The sequence below is a fragment of the Streptomyces sp. NPDC086519 genome (assembly GCF_040686075.1).
In the GTDB taxonomy this organism is placed as follows: Bacteria; Actinomycetota; Actinomycetes; order Streptomycetales; family Streptomycetaceae; genus Streptomyces; species Streptomyces shenzhenensis.
In genome coordinates this window covers 157,656-170,088 of sequence record NZ_JBFBJL010000007.1, presented here as the reverse complement: position 1 = coordinate 170,088, position 12,433 = coordinate 157,656, and the positions used below count along the sequence as shown (strand labels likewise).

The window sequence follows — 12,433 nt, the reverse complement described above, 5'->3', positions numbered from 1 at the left end:
CCTTCATGAAACGGGCACCGCTACGGAATTCCCAAGCCTTCGAAGGGGCTCGACAGGGAGAACCGCCGTTGGCGGGCGACCGCCAGGGCCTGTTCGAGGTCGAACTCGGCCATCCGGATCAGGTCGACGAGCCGGGACGGCTTCGAGGCGAGGACGAGGCGCGTGATGTCCTCGGCTGAGTCATCGCGGTTGAAGTGGTGCCGGAACAGGTCGAGGTTCTTCTCCATCACCAGCAGGGTCATGTCGAACTCGGAGATCTCGGCGTCGGAGACCCGTCGTGTGCGCGAGTGGACCCGGTATTCGTGCAGCGGTCCGGCGATGCACACGATGTGGTTGGCCTCGCCTCTGCGGAAGCGTCCGGCGAGGAGGTTCACGGCGAACGCGAAGTTTCCCCGTGATCTCGGACACGTGATCGTTATGCCACGAGGGCGTGCAGGTGCCGTTGCCTGGTCTCGGTCGGGGTGAGGCAGCCGAAAGGCCGGTGCGTGCGCAGGCGGCGGCGGTTGCAGAAGGTCTCGATGAAGGAGAAGACCTCGGCGCGGGCGGTGGCCCGACCGGGCCGGATGCGGGTGTCGATCTCATCCTTGAGCAGGGCCCAGGAGCTCTCCGCGGCAGCGTTGATGCCCCTGTGGAGTCGCGGACATCGCGCGAACCTGTCTCCGACCCCTGCGCGCGGGCAGTTGCCCAGTGTCACTGCTCACCGGGAACGACACCGGCATCGGAGCCGGTGTGCCAAATACTCCCGATGAGTTCACGCTACTCCCCAAGAGGCCGCACGGACCGCTCCTGGACTCCGCTTCACTGCCGTCGGCAGTCCTCCCCCGAAGAGCGGCTGGTCTCGAGCCAGGACCGCGCCGGTTCCGCCGCGCGCCCGGTGTCCACGGTGAGTTGGAGACGCGTCCCTCCCCCGGAGCCCGCGGGACAGCTTGCGCTGCTCGGTGGCGGCGAAGCAGAACCAGGTGTCCTCTTCGTCCCAGTAGCTGCGGAACCATGTCGTCATCGGCCCATCGTGGACCACCGCTGTCGGCCTCCGATGGCTTGCTGGTCAATCGAACCAGACGACGAGCCGTACGTTCACCGAGCCGTGCAGCTCACCCGGTGTTCACATCACCTCCCAGACCGGCCCCAGCAGGTGGAGCCACTCGGAGGAGGTCCCGCAGAGGTCGGGCGCTCCACCACTCGTCGGTCCCACAGCCAACCTGGAAGTGCCACCACCTTCCTCTCGTCCTTTCTTCAGAAGCGCCTTGATCCCGGCGAAGTCGGCGCCAGCCGGTGCGCAGAAGGCCACCATGGCGAAGTCCTCGCTGAAGACCTCGCCTCCGAGCCCGAACGTCGAAAGGCGCTGGTGCACCGCCTGAGGGCTGCTTCCCAAGGGGCCAGTAGGGACAGGCACGACCCGAATCGTGCAGTTGCCGGCGGGCTGACCCGCCCAACGGCCCGGTGGAGGCCGTCGGTGTCGGTCTGATACCGGATCACGTCACCTTCAGCCACCCCGTCCTGAAGGAAGGGAGTGTTCTGCACGATGGCCGTCTCATCGTCGAGCTTCGTTGCCCACAGGCCCTCTGTGTCCTGCGGGAACCAACCCTCGCGGGGAACGAACCGGAACCAGACCTTGATCTTCTCGACGGTGTTCTCCATGACGGGCATCATTCGCCGTCTGGAGCGGCACTTATCACCGGGGCTGATCTGGGCGATCAACGTTCGTCTGTCCTCGGTCAAGACCCGCGGGCCCAAAAACAGTTGAAGCCGCCCTCAATCAGCGCCGTATCGTGGGCAAGGTGTGGCGTCCGGATGTTCGGGGGTTGAGTGCAGGTCGAAGATCATGCGGCTTGGGAGCGAGACTTCCCGGTGAAGTACCTGCTGGTCCACCAGGATGAGGACGACGAGGACGAGTTCTGGGGACGGTGCGCGGGTGTCGAGGGCATGTTCGTGGACAGGGTGCCGCCACCGCGCGAGGTCCTGACACTGCGGGGATGCGATCCCGAGGGGCTGTTGCGCGATGCTCTGATGCCGAACGGGGAGTCGACCGCCCTGCTGGGTGACGTATGCGTCGAGGTCTGGGACGAAGAGCAGCCGTTGCAGTGGTGGTCATTGCTCGACTGCGTCGTCATCACCCATCAGTCGAACCGTGACGATCCGGCCCTGGTGGATGTCGTGGTCGGAGCGGGCGTCGAAGAGGAGCACGCCTGGTCGCACACCCTACCGGCGACACCGCGGTTCAAGCTGTTCGCGGGGCCCACAAGGACACCCGGTTCGGCTGGCCATTGTCTGGCAGTGGACGGGCTGTTCGTGATGCGAGGTGCCCCGGCGCCCACGCCGATGAGACTCGTTGGCTGTGAGCCTGCCGAGCCCATGCTCGCCGTCCTGCGTCGGCCGCGCAAGTGGGACCGGGACTGGGTGGGGCTGTGGGCCCTGGACCGCACCGGCCGGGTGATGTACCGCCACAACGTGCACCTGCGCATTGAGACTGCCCGGCCTTCAGTTCTGGGCTGCGGCCTTCTCGACATCAGGCTCACCGATGGTGGCGACGACCGGCCTCCCCTGCTAGCTCGCCCCATCTGGGAGACCTGGTACAGAGGTGCTCCGACCACCCGCAATCAATGGGCTGCGCTCTCCGCCCAGGGCAGGTCCGAGTGGCTCGACCTGACCGCCACTGGCATGAACGAGCAGGGCCCTGACCGTTCGGACGACGTCCATCACCTCGACGGTACGTACGTCACAGACATGCCTGGCCTGCACTGCGCCATGGCTGAGGCGCTGGTGGGCCCCGGCGGCTACTACGGCCGGGAATGGAACGCCTTCAAGGACTGCCTGCACGGTGGCTTCGGCGTGTGTGCGCCCTTCACCTTGATCTGGCACGACGCCGATGTCGCTCGCCGGGCACTGGCGGACGAGATCTGGGACACCGAGAAGGGACTTACCTACTTCGAGGAAATCGTGCAGCTCCTCGAATCCTTCGGAGTCACGGTAGTTCTCCAGTGACATGGGCCCAACGCCCTGGTCCCTGGTCGGACAGTCGCCTGATGGGGGCAACGCGCATGGGGCGACCTTCTGGACGCGGCTCTCAGCTGAAGACGAGTTCGCGGAAGGCGCTGCGAATATCGGTCAGAGGCTGTCGATCGCGGGTGTAGCAGAGCTTGTTGGTCAGCAGCACCGCCCATCGACTCTGTCGGGGTGAGATCCACATGCGCCTCGGTGGTCCAAGCGGGGGCGAAGCCGGCCCGTCCTGGTGCGGTGGCGGTATCGAGCATGTAACGCAAGAAGGCAGCGAGGTCGTCGAGGACGGTGAAGGTGCCGGCGATGCCGCAGACACCGCCCAGCAGGCGCGCGGAGAAGTCGTGGGCGGTTCCCTTGAGGTGAGTGTCGGTGCCCTGGTCGAGTTCGGTCGGGGCGCAGCGGGCCGCGATCTTGTCGGGTAGTGGGCCGAAGCGAGTGGTGTGCATGCCCAGGGGCCGCCAGACGCGGACGGCGGACAGATCGTCCAAGGACCGGCCGGAGAGGTGCTCGGCGAGGTAGCCGAGGATGAGGGCAGCCAAGGCCGTCGTGAAGAAAGCCGGGCTGGAGCCGGAGTGGACGCCCCGGGAGCTCCGGCACAGCTTCGTGTCCCTGCTCTCCGACCACGGCATCCCGCTGGAGCGCATCGCGCTCCTGGTCGGCCACAGCAGCCAGGCCACCACGGAAGCGGTCTACCGCAAGCAGTTCCGGCCCGTGATCACTGAGGGGGCCGAAGCCATGGACGACATCTTCGCCGAAGATCAGGAGGGGGAGGAGACAGGCGACTCGGAAGAGGGCGGCGCCGTGGCCTGATCAAATTCGGTTGGCCCCCTGTTTGGCCCCCCGGACACGTCAGAGGCCGGATAGTAAATTTACTATCCGGCCTCTGACCAGCGTCGGGGTGGCGGGATTTGAACCCACGACCTCTTCGTCCCGAACGAAGCGCGCTGCCAAGCTGCGCTACACCCCGGTGTCGCTGCTGTGGTGCTTGTCGCGGCGACGTCGTTTACTTTAGCCCACCGGTGGCCGGAGACGAAATCCGGTTTAGGGGCGGCGGCCGACCGGGTTCGGGCGGGTGTGGTCCAGGGCTACCAGGAGGACCGCCAGGGCGTAGCAGGCGAGGCCCAGGAGGAGGGCGTTGGCGAGGGTGGCGCGGTAGCTGTGCTGCTCGGCGTCGAGGAAGGGGTAGAGGTAGTGGCCCGGCGTTCCGGGCAGGAGCAGTTCGGCTCGGGTGAGGTAGAAGGCCAGGTAGGCCAGGGGGTACAGCATCCATGCCGCCGCCTGGCGGAGGTGCAGGCGGGCCGGGGGTGTGAGCAGCAGCCAGTCGAGGAGTGCGGCCGCGGGGGCCGCCGTGTAGAGGAGCTGTAGCGCCAGCCACTGGCCGTGCCAGGCCACCGGCGGGTGTGTCGCGCCCGTCATCGAGAACGGTGGGGTCGTGTGGCCCAGGAGCAGGTGGTAGACCAAGGACGAGATCACCGCGTAGAGCAGCACCGCGCCCGTCAGGGTCGAGGGGGCGGGGCGGGCCGCGTGCCAGGCCCGGCGGGCCGAGACGAGGCTGACCAGGGCCAGGAGCACCGCCGCCTGGACCCCGAAGTAGCTCAGGATCCGGTCCGGACTGCCCAGCAGCAGCTCCAGGGCCACGCCCGCCAATGCCAGGACGGCCGTCGCGAGGCGGAACATCGCGGTCAGGGGGCGGCGGACAGGGGCGACCACCGCCGTCGCCGGGACGTGTCCGGGCATCAGCACGGGCGTGCCCGGAACCGCGGGGAGGTCGGGTATGTCCCTGGGTATCGGAGGAGTCGTCATGCCCTCAAAATAGGGAGAAAGGGGCATGTGCGGCATTTCGGTTTACGCCGGGTGGGTTATTCCCGGTCCGGCCTCCCGGTATCCGGCCTCCCCGGGGTCCGGCCTCCCCGGGGTCCGGCCTCCCCGGGGTCCGGCCTCCCCGGTCTACTCCCGCCCCACCAGCGTCAGCAGCGTCGCCTCCGGTGGGCAGGCGAAGCGGACGGGGGTGTAGCGGCTGGTGCCGCAGCCGGCCGAGACGTGGAGGTAGGAGGTACGGCCCTCCGCCGCGTGGCGGGAGAGGCCCTTCACCCGGTCCGTGTCCAGGTCACAGTTGGTGACCAGGGCACCGTAGAAGGGGACGCAGATCTGGCCGCCGTGGGTGTGGCCGGCCAGGACCAAGGGGTAGCCGTCGGCCGTGAAGGAGTCTAGGACGCGCAGGTACGGGGCGTGTACGACGCCCATGGAGAAGTCCGCCGCACCGGACGGGCCGCCTGCCACCAGCGGATAGCGGTCGCGCTTGATGTGCGGGTCGTCCAGGCCCGTCAGCTCCACCGAGACGCCCTCGATCTTCAGAGTGCCCCGCGTGTTCGTCAGGTTCAGCCAGCCCGCTCCGTCGAAGCCGTCCCGCAGGTCCTCCCAGGGGTTGTGGATCGCGCCGACGACCGGCGGGTTGCCGTTCAGGCCGTGCCTGCCGCTCGTCTTCTCCAGCAAGTAGCGGGCGGGGTTGCGGGGTTTGGGGCCGTAGTAGTCGTTGGAGCCGAAGACGTACGCGCCCGGGAACTCCATCAGCGGGCCCAGCGCGTCCAGAACCTCCGGGACGCCCTCCGGGTCGGACAGGTTGTCGCCCGTGTTGATCACGAAGTCCGGGCGCAGGCCCGCCAGCGACCGCAGCCACCGCTGCTTCTTGCGCTGGCCGCCGACCATGTGGATGTCGGAGACCTGGAGCACCCGCAGCGGGCGCATCCCCGGGGGGAGAACCGGGACCGTCACCCGGCGCAGTCGGAACGAACGGACCTCGACGCCGGCCGCGTACAACACACCCGCGGCGCCGAACGCCGCGATTCCCAGGGGTACTCCGTATCGAGCGCGCATACGACCATCGTGTCAGACGCGAGGAGGGGGTTGAGACCGGCCACAGCGAAGCGAAGAGGAGAGGAGAACCCAGGAGAGGGGAGGGGAGGAGAACCCGGAAAGGGGGAGGAGAGGCAGGGGGCGGGGAAAACGTCGGGCGGTCCGGCTGCGGCACCTGCGACAATCGGTGCCATGACCACCACGCTCAAGTCGAAGCTGCAGGACGACCTCAACACCGCGATCAAGGGCCGTGACGAGCTCCGCTCGGCCACCCTCCGGATGACGCTCGCCGCGATCACCACGGAAGAGGTCGCGGGCAAGGAGAAGCGTCAGCTCTCCGACGACGAGGTGCTCAAGGTGATCGCCAAGGAGGCGAAGAAGCGCCGGGAGGCGGCCGAGGCCTTCACCCAGGGCGGCCGCGCCGAGAGCGCCGAGCGGGAGAAGGCGGAGGGCGAGGTCCTCGCCGAGTACCTGCCGAAGCAGCTCAGCGACGAGGAGCTGGAGGGGATCGTCGCCGAGGCCGTCGAGGAGGCGAAGGCGGCGGGTGCCGAGGGGCCGCGGGCCATGGGCGCCGTGATGAAGATCGTGAACCCGAAGGTGGCCGGCCTGGCCGAGGGCGGCCGCGTCGCCGCCGCGGTGAAGAGGCGGCTCCAGGGCTGAGAGAGCGGAACCGGGCAGCACGGCGGTACGACGGTGGGGCCGCACCTCTGCGGAAGAGGTGCGGCCCCACCGTCGTACGAGGAGAGCCTCCGTAGGCGAAGTCCTCCGGAGGCGAAGTCTTCCGGAGGTGAAGTCCTCCATGGGGGAAGTCTTCCGTGGGGAAGTCTTCCGTGGAGGAGATCAGCCCCGGTTGCCGCCGTTCCCGTTGTTGCCGCCGTTCCCGTTCCCCTGGATGAAGCCGGCGGGGAGGGAGAAGGTCGGGTTCGGGGTGGAGCCGCCGGTCGTCGTGCCGCCGTCGCTCGTGCCGCCGGTCGTCGTCAGGCCGCCGATGAGCCCGCCGATCAGGCCCCCCGTGTTGTCCCCGCCGCCGTTGTCGCCGCCGTTTCCGTTGCCGTTGCCCTTGTCATGGTTGTTCTCGTCGGGGATGTCGACGAGGTTGAAGGAATCGGACGGCTTGCCCTCCAGGGCGCCGGTCATGGCGTCCTTCCAGATCGGACCCGGGGTGTCGGCGCCGAAGACCTCGGAGTGGTAGACGCCGCCGATGGTGATGTTGGTCATCTCGACGTTCTGCTTGGCACTGCCGACCCAGACCGCGCCCGCGAGGTTGGGCGTGTAGCCGACGAACCAGGCGTTCTTGCGGGAGTCCGTCGTACCCGTCTTGCCGGCGCTCTCCCGGTCGTCCAGACCGGCCTGCTGACCGGTACCGGAGTCGATCACACCGCGCAGCAGGGTGTTGATGGTGTCCGCGGTCTTCTCGCTCATCGCGCGCGAGCAGGTCGACTTGGGGACGGCCAGGGACTTCTGCTCGTTGCCGACCTTCTGGGTGATGGACTCGATGGCGACCGGCGTGCAGTACATGCCCCGGTCGGCGAAGGCGGCGTACGCGCTCGCCATCGTCAGCGGGGAGAGGCCGATCGCGCCGAGGGCGATGGACGGGGTCTGCGGGAGCTTCGAGCCGTCACCCTGGTGGACGTGGAGCGCATCGGTCATGTTGACCACCGGGCACAGGCCGATGTCGGAGATCAGCTGGACGAAGTAGGTGTTGATGGACTTCGCCATCGCCCTCTTCATCTGGTACGGCCCGACTTCGGACTCGTTCTCGTTCTGGACCTGCTCGTTGTCCGTGTTGACCCACTGCTTGCCGCCGCACTGCTGCACGGGGCTCGGGTAGTTCATCTTGTACGGCGACGAGTACTCCTGCGTCGCCGGCTTGCCGCCCTCGATGGCGGCCGCCGCCACGAACGGCTTGAACGTCGAACCGGTCGGGAAGCCGTAGTTGGAGCCGCCGTAGTCCCGGTCGACCGAGAAGTTGTACTCGGTCTCGTTCTTGTTGTAGCCGTACGGCTTGGACTGGCCCATCGCCAGGATCCTGCCGCTGCCGGGCTCCACGAGGGTGGCGGCGGCCGCGACCGAGTCGGACTTGTAGACGTGGTCCTTGATCGAGGTCTGCACGGAGTCCTGGGCCTGCGGGTCCAGCGTCGTACGGATGGTGAGGCCGCCCTGGTTCCAGAGCTTGGCGCGCTCTGCGGAGGTCTTGCCGAAGGTCGGGTCGTTGAGGAAGACGTTCTCCACGTACTTGCAGAAGAACCCGGCGCCCTTGACCGCCGTGATGCAGCCGTTCTTCGGCTGGGTGACGTGCAGGCCGAGCGGGGTCTCCTTGGCCTTGTCGGCCTCCGCCTGCGAGATGTCGCCGACCTGGGCCATGCGTTCGAGCACGATGTTGCGCCGCTTGGTCGCCTCGGCCTCGTCGTTGACCGGGTCGTAGCGGCTCGGCGACTGCACGATGCCGGCGAGCAGGGCCGACTGCTGGAGGTTCAGGTCCTTGGCGTGCTTGGAGAAGTAGCGCTGGGAGGCGGCCTCGATGCCGTAGGCCTGCTCGCCGAAGAAGGTGATGTTCAGGTAGTTCTCGAGGATCTTCTTCTTGCCGAGCGTCTCTTCCAGCTGGATCGCGTACTTCAGCTCCTTGACCTTGCGGCCGAGGGTCTGCTGGGTGGCCTCGGCGACCTTGGTCGGGTCGTCGCCGGCCTCCTCGATGAAGTAGTTCTTCACCAGCTGCTGGGTGAGCGTGGACGCGCCCTGGGCGACCCCGCCGCTCTGCGCGTTCTTGTTGAGCGCGCGCAGCACACCCTTCAGGTCGATGGCGCCGTGCTGGTAGTAGCGCGAGTCCTCGATCGCGACGATCGCCTTCTGCATGTACGGCGAGATGTCCTTGAGCTCCACCACCGTGCGGTCACGGGAGTAGACCTGGGCGATCTGGTGGCCCTCGCTGTCGAGGATCCTGGTGCGCTGGCTGAGCTGCGGGCTCTTCAGGTTGGCCGGGATATCGTCGAAGCCCTGGACCGAACCCTTGGCCGCGAGGCCCAGGGCCCCGGCCGCGGGCAGCGCGATGCCCGCCATCACGGCTCCCGCGAGCACACTGACACCGAGGAACTTGGCGGCCTGCTGCGTGGTCGACAGACCACCGCCCGAGCGCTTCTTTGGCATGGGGGCAGCCTAATCCGTAGTCCTGGGCGTTCCGGGGGAGCGGGTGGCTCTCGGGATGTTCGAGTGCAGGATCGTGACATAGAGGGCGCCCCGGCCGTGCACAGGGCCGTGCGCGGGGGGCGACACCGCCGGCTCCGCCTGACGGCACGACGACATGAACGGTCTACCTTGCCATTCGCCGGACACACGGACAGGCCTTGGCCTAAGCTGCTCTCAACTGTCACAGCAGTGCGGTCACGTATCAATACGTCCGGCGACCCCGAATCGTTCCGGAACCCGCCCACTTTTTTTCGGGTGATGTGTTGATGGCGTGTCCGAATCCACCTCGTGTGTCACTTGGCGTCCGTTGTGGCGCACCATAGCTGTCCCGGTTTGCCGCGATCATCACGCATGTCGCCAGCTCACTCCCGCGGGTGATCTGCCGCTTACCCATAGTCCGTTCGGGCCATTCAAGATTGGGCCCGAAGGGGGTGTTGCGCTGTGCCCACCTTCCGTAACGTCCTCAACTGGCGGCGGTGAATATGCCGCCGTCGCCGTGGGGGAGCCTCGATTCGGGAGAGGACGGCGCCGGTATGGGCTGGGTAACCGACTGGAGTGCGCAGGCTGCCTGCCGCACTACCGATCCGGATGAACTGTTCGTTCAGGGAGCGGCGCAGAACAGGGCCAAGGCGGTGTGCACCGGATGTCCGGTACGCACGGAATGCCTGGCCGATGCGCTGGACAATCGCGTCGAGTTCGGCGTGTGGGGAGGCATGACGGAGCGGGAGCGCCGCGCACTGCTGCGCCGGCGGCCCACCGTGACCTCCTGGCGCCGGCTCCTGGAGACAGCGCGCTCGGAGTACGAGCGGGGGACCGGGATCGTCCCCCTCGACAGCGACGAGGTGTACGAGAACTACGCAGCGGTGAGCTAGACCGGACCGGTCTACGGCAGCTCCGGCCGGCCGGCCGCGAGCCGGTCGCCGATGTCCCGCAGCCCCGCGAGGTCGTGCACATCGCCGGGAAGCGCGGCCACTTCCACCACGGCCACCTCGGGATGGCGCGCGGTGAAGCGGTCACGTGTGCGCTGCTCGCGGGAGAGCAGCCGCATGCGCTCGGCGTGCAGCCTCAGCAGGCCTGCGGTGAGCTGGTCGACGGTGCGGTCCGGGCCTTCTGACGAGTCTGACGAGGGGGATTCGTCAGTCATGTCCGAAGCCGTGTCCGAAGCCGTGGCCGAAGTCATGTCCGAGGTCGTGTCCGTGGTTGTGTCCGTAGTCAGGTCCGCGAGCCCTGACGAGGGGGATTCGTCGGGCCGGGACTCGGACGGCATGGGCGCGGGTGATTCAGAACTGCCGTACGTGTCGGGAGAGTTACGAAGTCCAGCTTTCCCGCCGCCCTGATCCACAATGCGGGGCTCCTCAAGATTTTCCGCGGCGGCGAGCGCACGCTCGGCCGACAGGCGGTCGGCGCCGCTGCCGTGGACCCGGTTGAGGACCAGACCGACCAGCGGCATGTCCTCCGCGGCCAGCCGCTCCACGAAGTACGCGGCCTCCCGCAGCGCGTCCCGCTCCGGAGCCGCCACCACCAGGAACGCCGTGCCGGGCGCCTGGAGCAGCTTGTACGTCGCGTCCGCGCGCGTGCGGAACCCGCCGAACGTGGTGTCCATCGCGGACACGAACGTCTGTACGTCCTTCAGCAACTGCCCGCCGAGCAGCTTGCCGAGGGTGCCGGTCATCATCGACATGCCGACGTTCAGGAAGGCCATGCCCGCGCGGCCGCCCAGTTTCGCGGGGGCGGTGAGAAGACGGATGAGCCGGCCGTCCAGGAAGGAACCCAGCCGCTTCGGCGCATCGAGAAAGTCCAGCGCGGAGCGCGAGGGCGGGGTGTCGACCACGATCAGGTCCCACTCGTCCCGGGCCCGCAACTGGCCCAGCTTCTCCATCGCCATGTACTCCTGCGTGCCCGCGAAGCCCGCTGAGAGCGACTGGTAGAAGGGGTTGGCCAGGATGGCGGCCGCCCGGTCGGCGTCCGCGTGCGCCTCCACGACCTCGTCGAAGGTGCGCTTCATGTCGAGCATCATGGCGTGCAGTTCGCCGGTGCCCTCCGTGCCCTTCACCTTCCGCGGCACGTTGTCCAGCGAGTCGATGCCCATGGACTGCGCCAGCCGCCTGGCCGGGTCGATGGTCAGCACCACCACCTTGCGGCCGCGCTCGGCCGCCCGCAGGCCGAGGGCCGCCGCCGTGGTGGTCTTGCCGACACCGCCCGAGCCACAGCACACCACGATCCGGGTGTCCGGGTCGTCCAGCAGCGGATCGACGTCGAGCGCGGGCGCGTGGGCCAGCCGGCGTGCGCCGTCCTGCGCCGGTTCCTTGGCCGGGTCCGGAGTCATGACATCCCCTGTTTCCGCAGCTCGGTGGCGAGTTCGTACAGGCCCGCCAGGTCCATCCCCTCGGTGAGCAGCGGCAGTTCGTGCCGCTCCAGGTCCAGGTCGGCGAGGACCGCGCGCTGCTCGTGCTCCAGCGTGTACCGCTCGGCGTACTCGGCGGCCTGCGCGAGCAGCGGGTCCACCAGTTGCTCGGCCTTGCCGCCGCGCCGCGCCCCGCCGAGCCCGGCCGCCGACAGCGCCTGCGCCACGGCGGTGCGCGGCACCGTCCGTACGAGTTCCAGGTCGGTCGCGTCCAACACCTCCGGCCGGACCATGTTCACGATGACCCGGCCCACCGGCAGCCGCGCGGCCCGCAGCTCGGCGATGCCGTCGGCGGTCTCCTGGACCGGCATCTCCTCCAGGAGTGTGACCAGGTGCACGGCCGTCTCCTCGGACTTCAGCACCCGCATCACCGCCTGCGCCTGATTGTGTATCGGGCCGATCTTGGCCAGCCCGGCCACCTCGTCGTTGACGTTCAGGAAGCGGGTGATGCGGCCGGTCGGCGGGGCGTCCATGACGACGTAGTCGTATACGAACCGGCCCGCCTTGTCCTTCCTGCGCACCGCCTCGCACGCCTTGCCGGTCAGGAGGACGTCCCTGAGGCCGGGCGCGACGGTGGTGGCGAAGTCGATCGCGCCGAGCTTCTTCAGCGCCCGGCCCGCCCCGCCGAGCTTGTAGAACATCTGGAGGTAGTCCAGAAGGGCCAGTTCGGGATCGATGGCGAGCGCGTAGACCTCACCGCCTCCCGGCGCTACGGCGATCTTCCGCTCTTCGTAGGGCAATGCCTCCGTCTCGAAGAGCTGGGCGATGCCCTGCCGACCCTCGACCTCCACGAGAAGCGTCCGCTTCCCCTCGGTCGCGAGGGCCAGCGCGAGTGCGGCGGCGACCGTCGTCTTTCCGGTCCCGCCCTTGCCGCTGACGACCTGGAGCCTGCTCACATCTTCGAGACTAACCAGTCGGCCGGACACTCACGCGGGAGGCTGTGGATAACCGTGCGTGCGGTGGCCCACGTGTCCCGTCCGTCACAGCGGATACAGT

9 protein-coding genes, 1 tRNA gene and 3 pseudogenes are annotated in these 12,433 nt (G+C 68.2%); 4 read left to right on the top strand and 9 right to left on the bottom strand.

What is annotated here, in order from left to right; all coding sequences use genetic code 11:
* Positions 1–20: 20 nt before the first annotated feature.
* A complete protein-coding gene (locus AB0P24_RS09825) occupies positions 21–374 on the bottom strand; it encodes a hypothetical protein (RefSeq protein ID WP_365792002.1) in 354 nt (117 codons plus the stop codon).
* Positions 375–1,166: 792 nt separating this feature from the next.
* Positions 1,167–1,650, bottom strand: a pseudogene (locus tag AB0P24_RS09820) (DUF4265 domain-containing protein); the annotation flags it as partial.
* A 198-nt stretch (positions 1,651–1,848) separates the two neighbouring features.
* Between AB0P24_RS09820 and AB0P24_RS09815 the strand changes: the two are divergent.
* The gene (locus tag AB0P24_RS09815; RefSeq protein WP_365792000.1) at positions 1,849–2,982 is read left to right on the top strand and encodes a barstar family protein; all 1,134 of its coding nucleotides are present in this window, start codon (positions 1,849–1,851) and stop codon (positions 2,980–2,982) included.
* Between the two features lie 82 nt (positions 2,983–3,064).
* On the opposite strand, the pseudogene AB0P24_RS09810 reads toward AB0P24_RS09815, so the two are convergent.
* Positions 3,065–3,533, bottom strand: a pseudogene (locus AB0P24_RS09810) (serine hydrolase); the annotation flags it as partial.
* Position 3,534: 1 nt separating this feature from the next.
* On the opposite strand from AB0P24_RS09810, the pseudogene AB0P24_RS09805 reads away from it, so the two are divergent.
* Positions 3,535–3,807, top strand: a pseudogene (locus AB0P24_RS09805) (tyrosine-type recombinase/integrase); the annotation flags it as partial.
* A gap of 83 nt (positions 3,808–3,890) precedes the next feature.
* On the opposite strand, the gene AB0P24_RS09800 reads toward AB0P24_RS09805, so the two are convergent.
* From AB0P24_RS09800 to AB0P24_RS09790, 3 genes are all read right to left on the bottom strand, one after another.
* Positions 3,891–3,964: transfer RNA gene (locus AB0P24_RS09800), tRNA-Pro, on the bottom strand.
* 74 nt (positions 3,965–4,038) lie between these two features.
* Entirely contained in the window at positions 4,039–4,800 is a 762-nt protein-coding gene (locus AB0P24_RS09795) for a Pr6Pr family membrane protein (RefSeq protein ID WP_365791998.1), read from the bottom strand.
* A gap of 144 nt (positions 4,801–4,944) precedes the next feature.
* Positions 4,945–5,871, bottom strand: a complete 927-nt coding sequence (locus AB0P24_RS09790; RefSeq protein WP_365791996.1) for a metallophosphoesterase — start codon at positions 5,869–5,871, stop codon at positions 4,945–4,947.
* A gap of 171 nt (positions 5,872–6,042) precedes the next feature.
* On the opposite strand from AB0P24_RS09790, the gene AB0P24_RS09785 reads away from it, so the two are divergent.
* Positions 6,043–6,510, top strand: coding sequence for a GatB/YqeY domain-containing protein (locus AB0P24_RS09785; protein WP_365791994.1), 468 nt, complete (start codon positions 6,043–6,045; stop codon positions 6,508–6,510).
* A 180-nt stretch (positions 6,511–6,690) separates the two neighbouring features.
* On the opposite strand, the gene AB0P24_RS09780 is transcribed toward AB0P24_RS09785, so the two are convergent.
* A complete protein-coding gene (locus tag AB0P24_RS09780; protein WP_365791992.1) occupies positions 6,691–8,994 on the bottom strand; it encodes a transglycosylase domain-containing protein in 2,304 nt (767 codons plus the stop codon).
* Positions 8,995–9,566: 572 nt separating this feature from the next.
* Between AB0P24_RS09780 and wblA the strand changes: the two genes are divergently transcribed.
* Entirely contained in the window at positions 9,567–9,905 is a 339-nt protein-coding gene (wblA, locus tag AB0P24_RS09775) for a transcriptional regulator WblA (RefSeq protein WP_132856581.1), read from the top strand.
* An 11-nt stretch (positions 9,906–9,916) separates the two neighbouring features.
* On the opposite strand, the gene AB0P24_RS09770 is transcribed toward wblA, so the two are convergent.
* Together AB0P24_RS09770 and AB0P24_RS09765 are read right to left on the bottom strand one after the other, a co-directional pair.
* Positions 9,917–11,359, bottom strand: coding sequence for an ArsA family ATPase (locus AB0P24_RS09770; RefSeq protein ID WP_365791989.1), 1,443 nt, complete (start codon positions 11,357–11,359; stop codon positions 9,917–9,919).
* The gene (locus tag AB0P24_RS09765) at positions 11,356–12,333 is read right to left on the bottom strand and encodes an ArsA-related P-loop ATPase (protein ID WP_365791987.1); all 978 of its coding nucleotides are present in this window, start codon (positions 12,331–12,333) and stop codon (positions 11,356–11,358) included. Before AB0P24_RS09765 ends, AB0P24_RS09770 begins: the two co-directional genes overlap by 4 nt.
* Positions 12,334–12,433 lie beyond the last annotated feature (100 nt).

Excerpts from the sequence above, each read along its gene's own strand:
- AB0P24_RS09795 (WP_365791998.1), bottom strand. The coding sequence starts at position 4,800 with ATGACGACTCCTCCGATACCCAGGGACATACCCGACCTCCCCGCGGTT.
- AB0P24_RS09790 (WP_365791996.1), bottom strand. The coding sequence starts at position 5,871 with ATGCGCGCTCGATACGGAGTACCCCTGGGAATCGCGGCGTTCGGCGCC.
- AB0P24_RS09785 (WP_365791994.1), top strand. The coding sequence starts at position 6,043 with ATGACCACCACGCTCAAGTCGAAGCTGCAGGACGACCTCAACACCGCG.
- AB0P24_RS09780 (WP_365791992.1), bottom strand. The coding sequence starts at position 8,994 with ATGCCAAAGAAGCGCTCGGGCGGTGGTCTGTCGACCACGCAGCAGGCC.
- wblA (WP_132856581.1), top strand. The coding sequence starts at position 9,567 with ATGGGCTGGGTAACCGACTGGAGTGCGCAGGCTGCCTGCCGCACTACC.
- AB0P24_RS09770 (WP_365791989.1), bottom strand. The coding sequence starts at position 11,359 with ATGACTCCGGACCCGGCCAAGGAACCGGCGCAGGACGGCGCACGCCGG.